The sequence below is a fragment of the Ensifer sp. Root127 genome (genome assembly GCF_001425225.1).
In the GTDB taxonomy this organism is placed as follows: domain Bacteria; phylum Pseudomonadota; class Alphaproteobacteria; order Rhizobiales; family Rhizobiaceae; genus Ensifer; species Ensifer canadensis.
In genome coordinates, this window is the sequence record NZ_LMDX01000020.1 from 29,505 (window position 1) to 47,956 (window position 18,452).

Genomic DNA, 18,452 nt, shown 5'->3' on the forward strand with positions numbered 1-18,452 from the left:
GACACGATAACGAAACAGATTGTGTAGAAAAGGTAAGTTGTCGGCGTATGCGATCTGGATAATAAAGGGGGAAATAACCGAAGCCGGTGTTTCGCCGGCAGAGCTGGGCTCGCTATTTGACGATCATTTCCGCCAATAGACGCAAGCGCATTCACCTCGTTTCCGGGGCAGTGCTTGGTACGTTCATCCTTGCCCATTTTCTCAACCATTCGCTCGGACTGATCTCCATCGATGCCATGGAGTCCGGCCGCAAGGTCTTCAACGTCGCCTGGCACAGCGTGCCCGGCACGGTGCTGCTCTATGGTGCGCTGCTTGCGCATTTCATGATGGCACTCGATAGCCTGTATCGCCGCCAGACGCTGCGCATGCCGATGCGCGAAGCGCTCAAGATCGTCTTCGGCCTCAGCCTGCCCTTCCTGCTGCTGGGCCACGTGACCGCCGCACGGGTCGAACCGCTTTTGACCGGAGTGGAGGCCGATTATCCCGGCATGCTGCGGGCGCTCTGGTCCAGCTGGACCAATGCCACTCGCCAATCTCTCGCCCTTTTGCTCGCCTGGAGCCACGGCTGCCTCGGCGCCTGGTTCTGGATGCGCGGACGGACCTGGTTTCCGCGCTACGAGGTCCTGCTCTACACGATCGCGATCCTCGTGCCGATCTTCGCGCTTCTCGGCTTCTTCAGCGGCGCCCGCTCGGTCGAGCGCGTCTATGCGGAGCATGGCGGCTATGGCGACAGCGCTGAAGCCAAGCCGGCCTTCGATGTCGACCTGCTCGAGAATATCCGGCTCGGTCTCTATCTCGGCTTTGCCGGGCTGATCGTCGGCACGTTTGCCCTGCGCGTCCTGCCCAAGGGTGGGCGCATCCGCGTGCGCTACCCCGATGGCCGTGTCGCCACCGTCAATCTCGGCTTCAGCGTGCTGGAGGCAAGCCGCGCCGCCGGCATCCCGCATGTCTCGGTCTGCGGCGGTCGCGGCCGCTGCTCTACCTGCCGCGTGCGCGTGATTCAGGGTCTCGAAGGCCAGCCGGGGCCGGAAGATGCCGAGCTGACGACGCTGACACGGATCGGCGCACCCGACAATGTCCGCCTTGCCTGCCAGTTCCGTCCAATCCACAACGTCACCGTCGTGCCTATCCTCGATACCGACAGCATCGGCATCAAGAAGCAGCTGGTGCGCCAGGATGGCGAGGGGCGCGAGCGGCGTATCGCCGTGCTCTTCTGCGACCTGCGCGGCTTCACCAGCATCGCCGAGCATAAGCTGCCCTTCGATACGGTCTTCCTCCTCAACCGCTATTTCGAGATGGTCGGCGAGGCGGTGGAGGATTCCGGTGGGGTCATCGACAAGTTCATCGGCGATGGCGCGCTGGCAATCTTCGGCCTGAAGAACTCGTTTACCGAGGCCTGCCAGCAATCGCTTGCAGCCGCGGTGCGCATTTCCAAGGGCATCGATGCTCTCAACCAGACCTTCCAGGGCGAGCTCGACGAGCCGCTGCGGATCGCGATCGGTATGCATGCCGGCCCAGCCATCATCGGCGAGATCGGCTATGGACAGGCGACGTCTCTGACTGCCGTCGGCGATACCATCAATACGGCAAGCCGGCTCGAAGGCCTTGCCAAGGAACACGACGCCCAACTCGCCGTTTCGGCCGAGCTCGTCAATCGCGCCGGTGTGGTGATGGAGGCGCACAAGCGGCTCGACATCAGCCTTCGCGGACGCCAGGCGACCCTCGAAACCTGGATCGTCGAAGATGCCGGCGATATCGCCAAGGCCTTGCAACCCTCACCCGCTCCGGCTTAGGTGTATGGGCGCTCGCTCGAGTCTTCAGCACCGGATCCGGAAGCCAGCATGAAACAGGATGTCTCGCCGAAAACGGCGCACCAGAGCCACGCCAAGGGCGTCGAAAAGCTCAAGGCGCATCTGGCGATGCTGACCTTTTCGGCGCTCATCGCCGGTTCCTTCTCCTTCGGCGGATTGGCGGCACAGCACATGGGCGCCGGCCCGCTGACGCTCTGGCGCTATCTCTTGACCGTCGTGGTGCTTGGCGTGCTCACCTTCGGTTACGCCAGGGTGCCGTTTCGGATCCCCAGGCAGTTGTGGCGCTTCCTCATCCTCGGCGGGCTGATCGCCGTCTACATGCTGACGATGTTCAAGGCGCTGGAATTCACCGACCCGGTGTCGACGGGCGCCGTCTTCACGCTGATGCCGCTCTTGAGCGCGGGCTTTGCCTTTCTACTGCTCAGCCAGCACACCCGTCCCGGCGTGCTCGCAGGCCTGATCATCGCAGCACTTGGCGCCGTCTGGGTGATCTTTCGCGCCAACATCCAGGCAATCCTCGCCTTCGACATCGGCCAGGGCGAGCTGATCTTCTTCGTCGGCGTCATCTGCCACGCGATCTACGTGCCGCTGATCCGCAAGTTCGACCGCAAGGAAAACCCCTTCGCCTTCGGCTTCTGGGTTGCCGCCTGCACCGTGCCGTGGCTGCTTGTACCCGGCGCCGCAGGCCTTGCCAGCACCGACTTTCCAAGCCTGCCGGCCATCGTCTGGATCGCCGTCGCATATTTGGCCGTCGTCACCACCGCGATCACCTTCCTCCTGCTGCAATACGCATCCCTGCGCCTGCCATCGTCGAAAGTGCTCGGCTACGGCTATCTGACGCCCAGCTTCATCATTCTGCTTGAGGGCATTCTCGGTCACGGCTGGGTCAGCCTGCCGGTTCTCGCCGGGGCACTGACGACGGCCTGCGGGCTGGCGTTGATGGCATTGCTGCCGGATTGATCCCAACGGCGCTCAGGCGGCAGGCTGTTCGCTCACCTGCAGCCCGTCGACGAACAGGCGCTCGAGAAACCGCGCCGCATCCTCGAACCGACCCTCGCCGGAATTGCCCTGCCCGAGCACGGCGCGCACCTGCACGTCGAAGTCGGCATAATGCTGCGTCGTCGACCAGATCGCGAAGATCAGGTGGTAGGGGTCGCATTTGGCGATCTTGCCGGCTTTGGTCCAGGCGCGGATGACCTCCGCCTTCTCATCGACAAGCTCCTTCAGCGGCCCCTTGAGTTCGTCTTCGATATGCGGCGCGCCTTGCAGGACCTCATTGGCGAAGAGCCGGCTTTCGCGCGGGAAATCGCGCGCCATCTCCAGCTTCCGCCGGATGTAGCTGCGGATCTCGGTAACCGGGTTTCCCTCGGCGTCGAAGGCACGCAACGGATCAAGCCAGGTATCGAGCACGCGATCGATCAGCGCGCGGTGCATCGCTTCCTTGGTGCGGAAATAATAGAGCAGGTTCGGCTTCGACATGCCGGCCACATCGGCGATCTGATCGACGGTCGCGCCGCGAAAGCCGTTCGCCGAAAACACCTCCAGCGCTGCCTCCAGAATGCGCTCTTCCTTCTCCTCCTGGATGCGTGTACGCCTCTGGGTCTTGGCCGCTCTCGGAAGTACCATTTCGCCCCCTGCAGGTGCCTGCGCGTTCATCCGCACAGGTCGTATCTGCCCAAATTTCGGCGCCGCCATCTTTTCGGGCAACAACTTCGTTTTTTTGTTTTTCCGACTTGAGTGCCGCAACGGAAGTTGTAATGTTTTACCAACCGGTCAAATTATCAGCCAGTTCGCCAGCAAAGGCAACGACTGATCGAAGGGCACCAGAAAAAACCAAGCCTGGATTTGACCAAGGGAACGTGAGGGGCATGCACCACCCAAGGTGCCGCCCAAAAAAATGAGGAGACCGCCGTGGCAGCACCTGGCGAGAACATGCGCGTCAATGCCGACCGCCTGTGGGATACGTTAATGGACATGGCCAAGATCGGCCCGGGCATCGCCGGCGGCAACAACCGCCAGACGCTGACCGACGAGGATGGCGAGGGCCGCAAGCTCTTCCAGTCCTGGTGCGATCAGGCCGGCCTGACCATGGGCGTCGACACCATGGGCAACATGTTTTTCACCCGGCCCGGCACCGACCCGGATGCCCTTCCTGTGTATGTCGGCTCTCATCTCGATACCCAGCCGACCGGCGGCAAGTTCGACGGCGTGCTCGGCGTGCTCTCGGGCCTCGAGGTCGTGCGCTCGATGAACGATCTCGGCATCAAGACCAGGCACCCCATTGTCGTCACCAACTGGACCAACGAGGAAGGCGCGCGCTTTGCGCCGGCGATGCTCGCCTCCGGCGTTTTTGCCGGCGTGCACAGCCAGGAATTTGCCTACGCCCGCAAGGACCCGGAAGGAAAGGCCTTCGGCGACGAACTGAAGCGCATCGGCTGGGTCGGCGACGAAGAGGTCGGCGCCCGCAAGATGCACGCTTATTTCGAATATCACATCGAGCAAGGCCCTATCCTCGAGGCCGAAAACAAGGATATCGGCGTCGTCACCCATTGTCAGGGCCTGTGGTGGCTGGAGTTCACACTGACCGGGCGCGAGGCGCATACCGGCTCGACCCCGATGAACATGCGCGTCAATGCCGGCCTGGCCATGTCGCGGATCATCGAGATGGTTCAGGGCGTGGCGATGGAAAACCAGCCGGGCGCCGTCGGCGGCGTCGGTCAGGTGGTCTTCTCGCCCAACTCGCGCAACGTGCTGCCCGGCAAGGTCGTCTTCACCGTCGATATCCGCTCGCCCGACAAGGCCAAGCTCGACCGCATGCGCGCCAAGATCGAGGCGGAAGCGCCTGAGATCGCCGATGCGCTCGGCGTCGGCTGCTCCGTCGAGGCCATCGGCCACTTCGAACCGGTGACCTTCGATCCGAAACTCGTCACTGCCGTGCGCAACGCCGCCGAAAGGCTCGGCTACAGCCACATGAACCTGATCTCAGGTGCCGGACACGATGCCTGCTGGGCAGCCAAGGTCGCGCCCGCGACCATGGTCATGTGCCCCTGCGTCGGAGGCCTCAGCCACAACGAGGCGGAGGACATCTCAAAGGAGTGGGCCGGCGCCGGCGCCGACGTCCTCTTCCACGCCGTCGTTGAAACGGCCGAAATCGTCGAATGAGTTTGCGGGCGGGACGAAAGTTCCGCCCTTTTTCGTGGCGGCCCAAGGGCCACCGGAAGCACAATCGCGAGGATGAAAATCAATGAGCACTGTCATCAAGGGTGGAACCATCGTCACCGCCGATCTGACCTACAAGGCGGACGTGAAGATTGAAGACGGCAGGATCATCGAGATCGGCCCGGACCTCAAAGGCGACGAAACGCTCGACGCCAGCGGCTGTTTCGTCATGCCCGGCGGCATCGACCCGCACACCCACCTCGAAATGCCCTTCATGGGTACCTACTCTTCCGACGATTTCGAAAGTGGCACCCGGGCAGCACTCGCCGGCGGCACGACCATGGTCGTGGATTTCGCCCTGCCCTCGCCCAACCAGTCGCTGCTCGAAGCGCTGGATATGTGGCACAACAAGTCGACCCGCGCCAACTGCGACTATTCCTTCCACATGGCGATCACCTGGTGGAGCGAGCAGGTCTTCAACGAGATGGAGACCATCGTCAGGGACAAAGGCATCAACACCTTCAAGCACTTCATGGCCTATAAGGGCGCGTTGATGGTCGACGACGACGAGATGTTCTCGTCCTTCCAGCGCTGTGCCGGCCTGGGTGCGCTGCCGCTCGTCCACGCGGAAAACGGCGACGTGGTTGCCCAATTGCAGGCGAAGCTGCTGGCGGAAGGCAACAACGGCCCGGAGGCGCATGCCTATTCGCGGCCGGCCGAAGTCGAGGGCGAGGCAACCAACCGGGCGATCATGATCGCCGACATGGCGGGCAGCCCGGTCTACATCGTCCACACCTCCTGCGAACAGGCGCATGAAGCAATCCGCCGAGCCCGCGCCAAGGGCATGCGCGTCTTCGGCGAACCGCTGATCCAGCACCTGACGCTCGACGAAACCGAATATTTCAACAAGGACTGGGACCACGCCGCCCGCCGCGTGATGTCGCCGCCGTTCCGCAACAAGCTGCACCAGGATAGTCTCTGGGCCGGCCTCGCATCCGGTTCGCTGCAGGTGGTCGCGACCGACCATTGCGCCTTTACCTCAGAGCAGAAGCGCTCCGGCGTCGGCGATTTCACCAAGATCCCCAATGGCACCGGCGGGCTTGAAGATCGCATGCCGATGCTGTGGACCCACGGCGTCAACACCGGCCGCATCACCATGAACGAGTTCGTGGCCGTCACGTCGACGAACATCGCCAAGATCCTCAACATCTACCCGAAGAAGGGCGCTGTTCTCGTCGGCGCCGACGCCGACCTGGTGGTCTGGGATCCGAAGCGGTCGAAGACGATCTCGGCCAAGAACCAGCAGTCGGCGATCGACTACAACGTCTTCGAGGGCAAGGAAGTAAAGGGCCTGCCGCGTTACACGCTGACGCGCGGCGTCGTCGCCATCGAGGAAAACACGGTCAAGACGCGCGAGGGCCATGGCGAATTCGTCCGCCGCGATCCGTTCCCGGCCGTCAGCACCGCGCTCACCACCTGGAAGGAAGTCACCGCCCCCCGCGCCGTCCAGCGCAGCGGCATCCCGGCAACAGGCGTGTGATCCCCGTGCTTCACGGCCTGCACGTCTTCCCACCACTCTGTCCCACCGGACATGTTCCGCCGCACCGGCGGGACGCTTCGGCGCGTTTGCTGGTCGCGTCACCCGGGCACGAGAGCGTCAAGCTCCGGCAAGAGGACGACGCTTTCCTGCCCATTGGGGTCGGTGCGGGCGATCACGGCCGAACAGGGTGCATCGGAGAGGTTTGCCGGCAGGTGCGGCACGCCGGCCGGAATGTAGAACATCTCGCCGGCGCGAACGACGGCATGCTCCTCGAGCCGCTCGCCGAACCAAGTGTGCGCCTCGCCCGACAGCACGTAGATCGCCGTCTCATGGTCCTCGTGCAGATGCGCCTTGGCACGGGCGCCGGGCGGGATTGTCAGGAGGTGCATGCAGATGCCGGTCGCCCCAACGGTTTCCGCCGCGATGCCCTCGAAATAGCTGAGCCCCTGCTTTCCGGCATGTCCGCTGCCGGGGCGAACCACGCGACAGCCAGGATTGGATGATCGAGACATGACTGTTCTCCAGAATTCCCTGAAAAACCAGCAGCAAACGGCTCCGCTTACAAATCCGCGATTGCATGTTGCCGGTCCGGATAGCAGTCTGACACAGCCAAGCCAGAATGAGTATTCGCCGATGACGTCCAATACCGCATCCGTGGTTTCGGCCCGGGACCTCTGTCTGACCTTCGAGACCGCCGACGGCCCGGTGAACGCCCTGACCGGCGTCAATCTGGATGTGACCAAGGGGGATTTCGTTTCCTTCATCGGCCCCTCCGGCTGCGGCAAGACGACGTTCCTGCGCGTCATCGCCGATCTGGAAAAGGCGACCTCCGGTACGATCACCGTCAATGGCATGACGCCCGAGGAAGCGCGGCGGCAACGCGCCTACGGCTATGTCTTTCAGGCGGCCGCCCTCTATCCCTGGCGCACCATCGAGAAGAACATCGCCCTGCCGCTCGAAATCATGGGCTACAACAGGCAGGAGCAGAAGGCGCGCATCGACCGCACGCTGGATCTCGTCAACCTCGCCGGTTTCGGCAAGAAATACCCATGGCAACTGTCGGGCGGCATGCAGCAGCGCGCGTCGATCGCCCGCGCGCTTGCCTTCGACGCCGATCTTCTCCTGATGGACGAGCCCTTCGGCGCGCTTGACGAGATTGTTCGTGATCATCTGAACGAGCAGCTGTTGAAGCTCTGGGCCCGTACCAACAAGACCATCTGTTTCGTCACGCATTCCATTCCCGAAGCGGTCTATCTCTCCACCAGGATCGTGGTGATGAGCCCTCGCCCCGGCCGCGTCACCGACATCATCGAATCGCCCTTGCCGCGAGAGCGCCCGCTCGGCATTCGCGAAACGCCTGAGTTTCTCGAGGTCGCCCATCGCGTGCGCGAGGGCCTGAGAGCGGGGCACAGCTATGAGGAATAGCGGGGCGTCTTCGACCATTTGCCGTCCTGCAACACGGGCCGACATGAGTGCCTGCGCCGACATTCTCAACCGCTGGATCGACGCGACGCCGTGGATGCCGCGGATACACCAGCATGCCGACGTCGAGCGATATTATCTCGAGACGGTCTTTCCCGAGCGGACCGTGATCGTTGCCGAGCGCAACGACCGGGTCGCAGGCTTCATGGCGCTCTCAAGTGATCATTATGTAACGGCGCTTTATGTCGACGACGTCCACCGCGGCGTGGGCGTCGGCAGCAATCTGCTCAAGACCGCGAGGTCGCTGTCCGCAACAGAGTTGAACCTCTGGACCTTCGAGGCAAACGGCAACGCCCAGCGCTTCTACGAACGCCAGGGCTTCTCTGCCGTAAGCCGCACCGATGGCGACAACGAGGAAGGCCTGCCTGACATTCTCTACCATTGGCGTGGAGCGGGGGTACGGCCATGAACCTTGCCTATGTCCTCTGGCTGCTGCTTGCCACGACCATTTTTCTCGGCGGCGCGACGGCTTCGCGCGCCTATGTCTCCAACAGCCATGTCGGCGTGCTGGTTCTGGCCCTCGGGCTCTACATGGTCGGCAACATCATCATGGTGAAGCTGATGCGCGACGGCGGGCTTGGCCTTGCAATCTCGTTGTCAGCCATCGTGCAATTGGTTCTCGTCAACATCATTGCCTTTGCCGTCTTCGGCGAAAAGCTGAGCCTCACCCAGGCGGCCGGCGTCATGCTCGGCATCGCCGCCATGGGCCTGATTTTGCTGCCGGCAAGCGGAAAGGCATGACGATGAGAGAAGAAAGCTTCCTCAGGGACAAGCTCTTGCCAGTCGGCACCGTCGTCGCGCTGTTGATCGTGGTCTGGTACATTGCAGTCGTGTTCCTGAACGCGCCGTTCGAGCGCGACACCGCTGCCCGCGCCGGCACCGAGATCAGTTTCTCGCAGATCGTTCACAACACCATGGCGCAGGAGCGCCCCGTTCTGCCGGCACCGCACCAGGTTATCGCCGAGATCTGGGATACGACCGTCAACAAGCCGATCACCTCGAAACGCAGCCTGGTCTATCACGCCTGGATCACGCTTTCGGCCACTCTGCTCGGTTTCGGCATCGGCGCTGTACTCGGCATTCTCCTGGCCATCGGCATCGTGCACAACCGCGCCATGGACCGGTCGCTGATGCCCTGGGTGATCGCCAGCCAGACGATCCCGATCCTCGCCATCGCGCCGATGATCATCGTCGTCCTCAACGCGATCGGCATCTCCGGGCTTTTGCCGAAGGCGCTGATCTCGACCTATCTCTCGTTCTTCCCCGTGGTCGTCGGTATGGTGAAGGGCCTGCGCAGCCCCGAGGCGATCCAACTCGATCTGATGCACACATACAATGCCTCGCAAGCGCAGGCCTTCTGGAAGCTGCGCTGGCCGTCATCGATGCCCTATCTCTTCACCTCGCTGAAGGTTGCCGTCGCAATTTCGCTCGTCGGCGCCATCGTCGGCGAACTGCCGACAGGTGCCGTAGCCGGCCTCGGCGCGCGCCTGCTCGCCGGTTCCTATTATGGCCAGACGGTGCAGATCTGGTCGGCGCTGTTCATGGCGGCAGCGCTTGCGGCGGTGCTGGTCATGATCGTCGGCTTTGCACACACCGCCGTCCTGAAGCGCATGGGGGCCAAGCCATGAATCTTCCGATCCTGATTGGTGCCGTCGTCTTCTGGCTTGCGGCCTGGGCCTTCAACGAATGGCTGGTGCGCCAGCGGTTTCAAAGCGAAGCCGCCAACCGGGCCGCACATTTCGCCGTACCGCTCCTCTTCGGCATCATCCTGCTGGTGCTCTGGGAAGGCATCGTGCGCGGCTTTTCCGTACCCTCCGTCCTGCTGCCGGCACCGTCGATGATCTGGCAGCGCCTGATCAACTCGCTGCCAACACTGGCGGCAGACTTCCGCCAGACATTCCTGAAGGCGGTGCTAACAGGCTATGCCCTCGGTTGCGGCCTTGGTTTCGTCGTCGCCATCCTCATCGATCGCTCGCCATTCCTGCAAAAGGGGCTGCTGCCGCTCGGCAACTTCGTCTCGGCGCTGCCGGTCATCGGCGTTGCGCCGATCATGGTCATGTGGTTCGGCTTCGACTGGCAGTCCAAGGTCGCCGTCGTCGTCATCATGACGTTCTTCCCGATGCTGGTGAACACCATCGCCGGACTGGCAGCGTCCAGCCACATGGAGCGCGACCTGATGCGCACCTATGCCGCCTCCTGGTGGCAGACGCTCGTCAAGCTGCGCCTGCCGGCCGCCTGGCCGTTCATCTTCAACGCGCTCAAGATCAACTCCACCCTGGCGCTGATCGGCGCCATCGTCGCCGAATTCTTCGGGACACCCATTGTCGGCATGGGGTTCCGGATCTCCACGGAAGTGGGCCGCATGAACGTCGACATGGTCTGGGCCGAAATCGCCGTCGCGGCGGTGGCAGGTTCGGCCTTCTACGGGGTGGTGGCGCTCATCGAGCGCGCCGTCACCTTCTGGCATCCTTCCATTCGCGGAGGGCGCGCCTGAGAACACCGTGGAGCAATTCCAGGAAAAGTGTGAAACGGTTTTCCGTCCCGAATTGCCTACTTCAAACACAATGAAACAAAAACAAGAGGGAACTGACATGAACAAGAGACTTGCATCGCTTCTCGCCGCAGGCGTCTTTTCGCTCGCAGCATTCCATGCCGAAGCCGCCGACAAGGTGACACTGCAGCTGAAATGGGTCACGCAGGCGCAGTTTGCCGGCTACTACGTCGCCAAGGACAAGGGCTTCTACGAAGAAGAAGGGCTCGACGTCGATATCAAGCCCGGCGGCCCGGATATCGCGCCCGCGCAGGTGATTGCCGGCGGAGGCGCCGACGTCGTCGTCGACTGGATGCCGTCAGCCCTTGCCACCCGCGAAAAGGGCGTGCCGCTCGTCAACATCGCTCAGCCGTTCAAGAAGTCGGGCATGATGCTGACCTGCCTCAAGGAGAGCGGCGTCACCAGCCCGGACAAGTTCAAGGGACACACGCTTGGCGTCTGGTTCTTCGGCAACGAGTATCCGTTCCTGTCGTGGATGTCGCATCTGAAGATCCCGACGGACGGCGGCCCGGAAGGCGTGACCGTCCTGAAGCAGGGCTTCAACGTCGATCCGCTGATCCAGAAGCAGGCGGCCTGCATCTCGACCATGACCTACAACGAGTACTGGCAGGTCATCGATGCCGGCATCAAGCCGGACGATCTCGTGACATTCCAGTATGAAGACCAGGGCGTGGCGACACTCGAAGATGGCCTCTACGTGCTCGAAGACAAGCTCAAGGATGCGGCCTTCAAGGAAAAGATGGTCAAGTTCGTGCGCGCCTCGATGAAGGGCTGGAAGTATGCCGAACAGAACCCGGATGAAGCAGCCGACATCGTTCTCGAGAATGACTCAACCGGTGCCCAGACCGAAAAGCACCAGAAGCGCATGATGGGCGAAGTGGCCAAGCTGACCGCCGGTTCGAACGGCGCCCTGGATGAAGCCGACTACAAGCGCACCGTGCAGTCGCTGCTTTCGGGCGGTTCCGATCCGGTCATCTCCAAGGAGCCGGAAGGCGCCTGGACGCACGAGATCACCGACGCCGCGTTGAAGTAGGAAGAAAACAAACCGAATGACAGAAGAGGGTCGCGCGACAGCCATCGCGCGGCCCTCTTCCGTTTGCGTGCAGGCCTTTCATGGCCCGCTAAGGTTGCCTCGAATTTCCGGGCGTGGGGGTGGCAATTCGGGGCCAACGGGCCGTTGATGCGCCTCGATTGTCAAGATCGTGTCGAGATTGCAACCAAGATTGCAGAACGGAAGAAATATTGAGGAACCATCACTTCACCGCACTTGTAAGCAGATGATGTGAAGATTACATAGGCGCGGATGTTTGTTGGAGGCAAGCAACACGGAGGAGTTGATTTTTCCGAATAGTTTGCCTGCGGGAGCCTCTCCCCGTCCTGCCCGCGCTCACGGTCTGATACCGTGCGAGTGGCGCATGAATGAAAATGGCCGTGCGCCTATGCCTTGTTTCGCTTAATCCGCGAAGACAAGCGTCGGCGAAACTGAAAATCGCTTGATTGCATTGGGATCCGGCCTGCGAAGGCACAGTTCCTTTTTATGTCGTTTCCGTTGCCAGGATTGTAAAGCCGATGGCTCAGAAAGTATTACCTGCTCTCAGCGTTTGCGTTGCGATGATGATTGCTCCGTTTTCAAGTGCATTTGCCGAGGAACCAGCCAAGGCGCAGCCCGCGCAGAGCCTGCCGTCGATCGTCGTGACCGAGGCAGTCGATCAGTCGATCAGCGATCGCGTCGTTGCAACCGGGACGATACAGGCGGTTGAGCAGATCTATGTCGCGCCGCTGGTCGAGGGCTTGTCGATCCGCTCGCTCAATGTCGATATCGGCGACAAGGTCGAAGCAGGCAGCGTGCTGGTGGTTCTCAACGACGACGCGCTGCGGCTTGAAAAGAGCCAGCTCGAAGCGGCGCTCGCCAAGGCGGAAGCCGGGCTGGCGCAGCTCACCGCTCAACTTAGCGAAGCAAAGGCCAATTCCGAAGAAGCGACACGCGTCAGCGATCGCAACGCGGAGCTTGCCAAGAACGGCACCGTTTCGACGGCGGAAGCCGATCGCGTCCGCGCTCTTGCCGCGGCCACCCGTGCCCGGGTCCGCTCCGCCGAACAGGCCGCTGCGGTCTCCAAGGCCGATATCAAGGTGGCGCAGTCCCAGATCGACGACATCGATCTTCGCCTCACCCGCACCGAGGTCAAGGCCCCGGTCGCCGGCGTCATTTCCGCCAAGAACGCCAAGATCGGTGCGATCGCCAATGGCAGCGGCGAACCGCTGTTTGCGATGATCCGCGATGGCGCGATCGAGATGAAAGCGGATGTCGCCGAAGCCGACATCATCAAGCTTGCCGTCGGCCAGCCGGCGACGATCACGCTTGCCGGCGGGAACACCAAGGTCGAGGGCGCCATCCGCCTGATCGCCCCGACGGTCGATCCCGTTTCCCGGCTCGGCACCGTGTTCATCAGCCTCAAGGACACCGCCAAGGCACGCTCCGGCATGTATGCCAGCGCCATCATCACCGCCGAAGAGAAAACAGCTGTCGTTCTGCCGCAAACGGCGGTTACCAATGAGAACGGCAAGACCATCGTGCGCAAGGTCGACAACGGTGTGGTCAACATCATCCCGGTGACGACCGGCATCTCCGATGGCAAGTTCGTCGAGGTGGTCGAGGGGTTGAAGGCCGGCGAAGAGGTTGTCGCCAGGGCCGGCGCCTATGTGCGCGACGGCGACCGCATCAACCCCGTCAAACCAGCGCAACCAGCGACCAACTGACAGGAACCGTGACCATGAACTTCTCAGCCTGGTCCATCCGAAATCCGATCGCTCCGATCCTCGCCTTCTTCGTGCTGCTGGTGCTCGGCTATCAGTCGTTCTTCAGCCTGCCGATCACCCGCTTCCCCAACATCGACGTGCCGATCGTGTCGATCAGCGTGGCGCAGAGCGGTGCCTCGCCGGCCGAACTCGAAACCCAGGTCACCAAGGAAATCGAGGACGCGGTCGCCAGCGTCACCGGCGTCGACCATATCCAGTCGACGATCAACGACGGCACATCGACCACGGCCGTGATCTTCCGTATGGAAGTACCCACGACCCAGGCCGTCCAGGACGTCAAGGACGCCATCGACCGCATCCGCGGCGACCTGCCCACCTCGATCGAAGAGCCCATCGTCTCCAAGGTCGACGTCGAAGGCCAGGCGATCCAGAGCTTCTCCGTCTCTGCACCGGGCATGTCGCTGGAAGAACTCTCGTGGTTCGTTGACGACGTCATCAAGCGCGAAATTCAGGGCAAGAGCGGCATCGGCCGGGTCGATCGCTACGGCGGTGCCGACCGCGAGGTTCGCGTCGAGCTTAGCGAGGACAAGCTGAATTCGCTGGGGATCACCGCCGCCGACGTCAATGGCCAGCTTCGACGCATGAACATGGACCTGGGCTCCGGCCGCGGTCAGGTGGGCGGCAGCGAACAGGCGATCCGTACGCTCGGCGACGCCCGCAATGTCGACCAGCTTGCCAACACGATGATCTCGGTGCCAAGCGGTCGCTTCGTGCGTCTTTCCGAACTCGGCACCGTGACCGATACCTATGAGGAGCCCCGCTCCTTTTCGCGCTTCAACGGCAATCCCGGCGTCACCTTCGCGGTCTTCCGGGCCAAGGGTGCCAGTGAAGTCAGCGTTGCCGAAACCGTTGCCAAGTCGCTGGAAAAGATCCGCGCGGCCAACCCTGACGTCACCATCGAGATGGTCGACGATTCCGTCTACTTCACCTACGGCAACTATGAAGCGGCCCTGCATACGCTGATGGAAGGCGCACTGCTTGCCGTCATCGTCGTCATGCTGTTCCTGCGAAACTGGCGCGCCACGCTGATTTGCGCCGTCGCCCTGCCGCTCTCGGCGGTACCGACCTTCTGGGTCATGGAACTGCTCGGCTTCTCGCTCAATCTCGTCAGCTTCCTGGCGCTGACGCTGGCGACCGGCATTCTCGTCGATGACGCGATCGTCGAGATCGAGAACATCGAGCGGCATATCCATATGGGCAAGTCGCCCTATCGGGCGGCGATCGAAGCAGCAGACGAAATCGGCCTTGCGGTTATCGCGACCACGTTCACGATCATCGCGGTGTTCATACCGGTGTCGTTCATGCCGGGCATCGTTGGCCAGTACTTCATCCAGTTCGGCCTGACTGTCGCCGTCTCGGTGTTCTTCTCGCTGCTGGTTGCACGGCTGATCACGCCCGTCATGGCCGCCTATCTGATGCGTCCATCCAAACTTGATGGACATCATCTCGAAGACGGCTACCTGATGCGCAAGTATACGCGCCTGGTTCATGCAACCACGAAGCGCTGGTACATGCGCTACCTAACGGTGCTCATCGCCATCGGCGTCACCGTGGCCTCCATGGCCGCGCTGTTCCTGTTCGTGCCCGGCGGCTTCCTGCCCCCGGACGACACGTCGCGCGTCAGCCTCTCCGTCGAACTGGCCCCGGATGCCATGCTCGAAGACACGGACCGCACGACCGCGCAGATCTATGAGAGGGTCAAGGACCTCGAGGGCGTGGACAGCGTCTTCGTGCTCGGCGGTGCCTCACCCAAGGGCGACCTGGAACTGCGCCGGGCTACCGTGACGGTGCTGCTGGAAAAGCGCGACCACTCGCTTCTCAACAAGATCGTCAACGACGTCATTGGCGGCCTGCCGGTCATCGGCCAATACCTGCCGAAGCTTGAGCCAGATGGCCGCATCATTCCTCAGGCCCAGATCGAAAAGGAAATCTTTGCCCGCGTCCGGGATATTCCGGACGTCCGGGTCATCAAGCTCAACGACCGCGGTGAGCGAGAGCTGTCCTTCAACCTGCTCTCGAACAACGAGACGGATCTGGACCAGGCCGTTGCAATTCTCGAAGCCAAGCTGCGCAGCGATCCACTCCTGGCCAATGTCAGCCCTGACGGCGCCCTGCCCCGTCCAGAGTTGCAGATCCGTCCGCGTGACGAGCAGATGTCACGCCTTGGCATTACCACCGCGCAAATCTCGGAAGTCATCCGTGTTGCCACAATCGGCGATATCGACGCGGCGCTGACGAAGATTGCCCTCGATGGTCGGCTCATACCGATCCGCGTCCAGATCAACCGTGACTTCCGCACGGATATCGCCGCGATCCGCAACCTGAAGATCCAGACCGCTTCGGGCTTGACGGTGCCGCTGTCGAGCGTTGCCGATATCAACTATTCAGAAGGCCCGAGTTCGATCAAACGTTACGATCGCAACCGTGTCGTTGCACTTGGCGCCGATCTCCCGATCGGCGTGGCGCTGAACACCGCCTCTGCACGGTTCGAGCAGATTGCAAACGATGCCGAGATGCCGAGCACGGTTCAACTCCTCAAGAGCGGTGACGCCGAGGTCGAGGAGGAGATGCAGGAAAGCTTCGTCAATGCCATGCTGCTCGGCCTGATGCTGGTGCTGGTGGTGCTGATCCTGCTGTTCAAGGATGTGATCCAGCCCTTCACCATCCTGTTCTCGCTGCCGCTTGCCATGGGCGGTGTCGCTGCCGGCCTGATCCTGACGCAGAACTCGCTGTCGATGCCGGTTCTGATCGGTATCCTCATGCTGATGGGCATCGTCACCAAGAACGCGATCCTGCTGGTCGATTTCGGTATCGAGATGATGCACCACGGCATGGATCGCACGCAGGCAATGATCGAAGCGGGCCGCAAGCGCGCCCGCCCGATCATCATGACCTCGATCGCCATGTCGGCGGGCATGCTGCCCTCAGCACTCGGCGTCGGCGAAGGTGGTTCGTTCCGGGCGCCGATGGCGATCGCGGTCATCGGCGGCATCATCGTCTCGACGATCCTCAGCCTCGTCGTGGTACCGTCCTTCTTCCTGATCATGGATGATCTGTCGCGCCTGCTCGCCTGGATCTTCGGCCGCCTCGTCGGCAAGAAGGACGAGGAAAACCTGCCGCTCGACCGCGAGGCGTTGACCGAATTCGTCAACGACCAGGGCAAGACGATCGAGGGCCTGGAAGAGCGCCTGAAAACGATTGAGGACGGGCAGTCGAAAGGCAAGCAAACGGGCAAGGTAATCAATCATCCGGCGCTCGCTGCCGAATAGTGGCCAAAAATCACCTGAAAATCGGGCCCGCACCCACCGGTGCGGGCTTTTTTGTGAGAATTGTTTGATCGAGGTCAATTGACGTTTCAAAAGCCCGGTTACCCTGACACCAGAGCATTTCCAGGAAAGTGCGAAGCAGCTTTTCGTCGGGAGATGCGTAAAAACGGGGAGCAAGAGCGTTTTCGTGCTCCTTCTAAGGCGGAAACGCTCTAGACTTTACCTCAGGGCCGGTGTGATGAAGACCTTGCGATTGAACTCGAATGACAGAGCGGTGCTGCTGGGCTCCCGCTTCTTCGAGAAGCTGTCACCGACAGCATCCGATGCCGTTCTCGAAGGCGCCGTCGTAACGAACCACGAAGAACACGACATTCTGTTTCATCAGGACGAACCCATTGACAGCGTCTTCTGCGTCCTGTCCGGCCTTGTGCGCGTCTACCGGCTCGGCAAGGATGGGCGCGAGGCCGACATCGCCGTCTTTCCAAAGGGTGAGCTCTTCGGTGAAAGCGCCATGTTCCTCGGGCACCGCGCCACCGCCAACGCACAGGCCATCGGGTCCTCGACCATCGCCCGCCTCGACAGCCGCAATCTGCGCAAGCTCGCCGAGCAGCATCCGGATATTGCCCAGGCGCTGATGGAGCTGCTCTGCCGTCATGGCCAGATGGCCGAGGACTGCCTGGCAGAGGATCGTCTTCTGACGGCGCCACAGCGGGTCGCGAGCTACATCCTCGGTCACTGCCCGGATGGCTCGACGACCTTCTCGTTCCGGCTGCCGTTCCAGAAGAATGTGCTGGCGGGCAAGCTGGGCCTGGCGCCAGAGGCGCTGTCGCGGGCCTTTTCGGCTCTTCGCCGCTCCGGCGTCACCGTTAAAGGACGCATGATCGAGATCCACGACCGTCAGGCGCTGGAACGGTTCTAGAGCATTTCCAGGAAAAGTGCGAAGCGGTTTTCCGTCCGGAAATGCGTAAAAACAAAGAGATAGAGCGTTTGTGCGGTTCCGTCTAAATCGGAAGCGCTCTAGCTAGCGGTCGCAGCAGGCCACAACGCAAAAGCGGAATCTCGTCGCCCACGATCACGAAGGACGACCATTCCTCCCTGTGGCCCCGGCTCGACCCAGGCGCTACCTCGAGCTAAGCCCGCCATGCAGCGTCAGGAAATCGACGATCCGGTTGACGCCGTCGCCGCGTTTCATGTCGGTGAAGACAAAGGGCTTTTCCGCCCGCATCCGGGTCGCGTCACGATCCATGACGTCGAGGTCGGCGCCGACATAGGGCGCCAGATCCCGCTTGTTGATGACAAGCAGGTCAGATTTGGTGATGCCCGGCCCGCCCTTGCGCGGGATTTCCTCGCCCTGGCAGACGGAGATGACATAGATCGTCAGGTCGGCCAGATCAGGCGAGAAGGTGGCGGCCAGATTGTCGCCGCCGGATTCGATGAAGACGATATCGAGATCGGGAAAGCGACGGTTGAGATCGGCGATTGCCTGCAAGTTGATTGTCGCATCCTCGCGGATAGCCGTGTGCGGGCATCCGCCGGTCTCGACGCCGACGATGCGGTCCGACGGCAGCGCCTGCATGCGCACCAGCGCTTCGGCATCTTCCTTGGTGTAGATGTCGTTGGTCACGACCGCGACCGAGTAATTCTCCCGCATCGCCTTGCAGAGCTTGTCCGTCAGCGCCGTCTTACCCGAACCGACAGGCCCGCCGATGCCGACACGCAGGGGACCATTCTTCGATGCCATGTGACGTTCCTTTCTAGAGCATTTCCAGGAAAAGCGTGAAACCTTCTCCGCTAGGAAACGCGTAAAAACAAAGAGATAGAGCGTT

General features: G+C 62.0%; 16 protein-coding genes. 13 read left to right on the top strand and 3 right to left on the bottom strand.

The window, feature by feature from the left end:
* Positions 1-116 precede the first annotated feature (116 nt).
* Both ASD03_RS21185 and ASD03_RS21190 read left to right on the top strand, forming a co-directional pair.
* On the top strand, positions 117-1,793 hold the full coding sequence (locus ASD03_RS21185) for an adenylate/guanylate cyclase domain-containing protein (RefSeq protein WP_025428113.1): 1,677 nt from the start codon (positions 117-119) through the stop codon (positions 1,791-1,793).
* A gap of 48 nt (positions 1,794-1,841) precedes the next feature.
* On the top strand, positions 1,842-2,771 hold the full coding sequence (locus ASD03_RS21190) for a DMT family transporter (RefSeq protein WP_051509177.1): 930 nt from the start codon (positions 1,842-1,844) through the stop codon (positions 2,769-2,771).
* A gap of 12 nt (positions 2,772-2,783) precedes the next feature.
* On the opposite strand, the gene ASD03_RS21195 is transcribed toward ASD03_RS21190, so the two are convergent.
* Positions 2,784-3,437 (bottom strand): TetR family transcriptional regulator C-terminal domain-containing protein, encoded by a 654-nt coding sequence (locus ASD03_RS21195; protein WP_025428115.1) that lies wholly within the window; start codon positions 3,435-3,437, stop codon positions 2,784-2,786.
* A 285-nt stretch (positions 3,438-3,722) separates the two neighbouring features.
* Here ASD03_RS21195 and ASD03_RS21200 point away from each other — a divergent pair, with 285 nt between their 5' ends.
* Both ASD03_RS21200 and hydA read left to right on the top strand, forming a co-directional pair.
* The gene (locus tag ASD03_RS21200) at positions 3,723-4,973 is read left to right on the top strand and encodes a Zn-dependent hydrolase (RefSeq protein ID WP_025428116.1); all 1,251 of its coding nucleotides are present in this window, start codon (positions 3,723-3,725) and stop codon (positions 4,971-4,973) included.
* Between the two features lie 82 nt (positions 4,974-5,055).
* Positions 5,056-6,510 carry a dihydropyrimidinase gene (gene hydA / locus ASD03_RS21205; protein WP_025428117.1) on the top strand — a complete coding sequence of 485 codons (1,455 nt, stop codon included), beginning with the start codon at positions 5,056-5,058 and terminating at the stop codon, positions 6,508-6,510.
* Positions 6,511-6,608: 98 nt separating this feature from the next.
* Here hydA and ASD03_RS21210 read toward each other — a convergent pair whose 3' ends face one another.
* Entirely contained in the window at positions 6,609-7,022 is a 414-nt protein-coding gene (locus ASD03_RS21210; RefSeq protein ID WP_025428118.1) for a cupin domain-containing protein, read from the bottom strand.
* Positions 7,023-7,143: 121 nt separating this feature from the next.
* Between ASD03_RS21210 and ASD03_RS21215 the strand changes: the two genes are divergently transcribed.
* The 9 genes from ASD03_RS21215 (at position 7,144) to ASD03_RS21255 (ending at position 17,545) form a co-directional block, all read left to right on the top strand.
* Positions 7,144-7,935, top strand: a complete 792-nt coding sequence (locus ASD03_RS21215) for an ABC transporter ATP-binding protein (protein ID WP_025428119.1) — start codon at positions 7,144-7,146, stop codon at positions 7,933-7,935.
* Between the two features lie 43 nt (positions 7,936-7,978).
* Positions 7,979-8,401 (top strand): GNAT family N-acetyltransferase, encoded by a 423-nt coding sequence (locus ASD03_RS21220; RefSeq protein ID WP_225906277.1) that lies wholly within the window; start codon positions 7,979-7,981, stop codon positions 8,399-8,401.
* Complete coding sequence (locus ASD03_RS21225; RefSeq protein WP_025428121.1) at positions 8,398-8,733, top strand: hypothetical protein; 336 nt, start codon at positions 8,398-8,400, stop codon at positions 8,731-8,733. Before ASD03_RS21220 ends, ASD03_RS21225 begins: the two co-directional genes overlap by 4 nt.
* Positions 8,734-8,735: 2 nt before the next feature.
* Positions 8,736-9,620, top strand: coding sequence for an ABC transporter permease (locus ASD03_RS21230; RefSeq protein ID WP_025428122.1), 885 nt, complete (start codon positions 8,736-8,738; stop codon positions 9,618-9,620).
* A complete protein-coding gene (locus ASD03_RS21235) occupies positions 9,617-10,486 on the top strand; it encodes an ABC transporter permease (RefSeq protein WP_057216122.1) in 870 nt (289 codons plus the stop codon). The genes ASD03_RS21230 and ASD03_RS21235 overlap by 4 nt, the downstream gene beginning before the upstream one ends.
* Before the next feature lie 97 nt (positions 10,487-10,583).
* A complete protein-coding gene (locus ASD03_RS21240; RefSeq protein WP_025428124.1) occupies positions 10,584-11,576 on the top strand; it encodes an ABC transporter substrate-binding protein in 993 nt (330 codons plus the stop codon).
* Between the two features lie 536 nt (positions 11,577-12,112).
* The gene (locus ASD03_RS21245; RefSeq protein WP_025428125.1) at positions 12,113-13,300 is read left to right on the top strand and encodes an efflux RND transporter periplasmic adaptor subunit; all 1,188 of its coding nucleotides are present in this window, start codon (positions 12,113-12,115) and stop codon (positions 13,298-13,300) included.
* Positions 13,301-13,314: 14 nt separating this feature from the next.
* Positions 13,315-16,629: an efflux RND transporter permease subunit gene (locus ASD03_RS21250; RefSeq protein ID WP_025428126.1), complete on the top strand. Its 3,315-nt coding sequence runs from the start codon at positions 13,315-13,317 to the stop codon at positions 16,627-16,629.
* 235 nt (positions 16,630-16,864) lie between these two features.
* On the top strand, positions 16,865-17,545 hold the full coding sequence (locus ASD03_RS21255) for a Crp/Fnr family transcriptional regulator (protein WP_025428127.1): 681 nt from the start codon (positions 16,865-16,867) through the stop codon (positions 17,543-17,545).
* Positions 17,546-17,746: 201 nt separating this feature from the next.
* Here ASD03_RS21255 and ureG read toward each other — a convergent pair whose 3' ends face one another.
* Entirely contained in the window at positions 17,747-18,367 is a 621-nt protein-coding gene (gene ureG, locus ASD03_RS21260) for an urease accessory protein UreG (RefSeq protein WP_025428128.1), read from the bottom strand.
* Positions 18,368-18,452 lie beyond the last annotated feature (85 nt).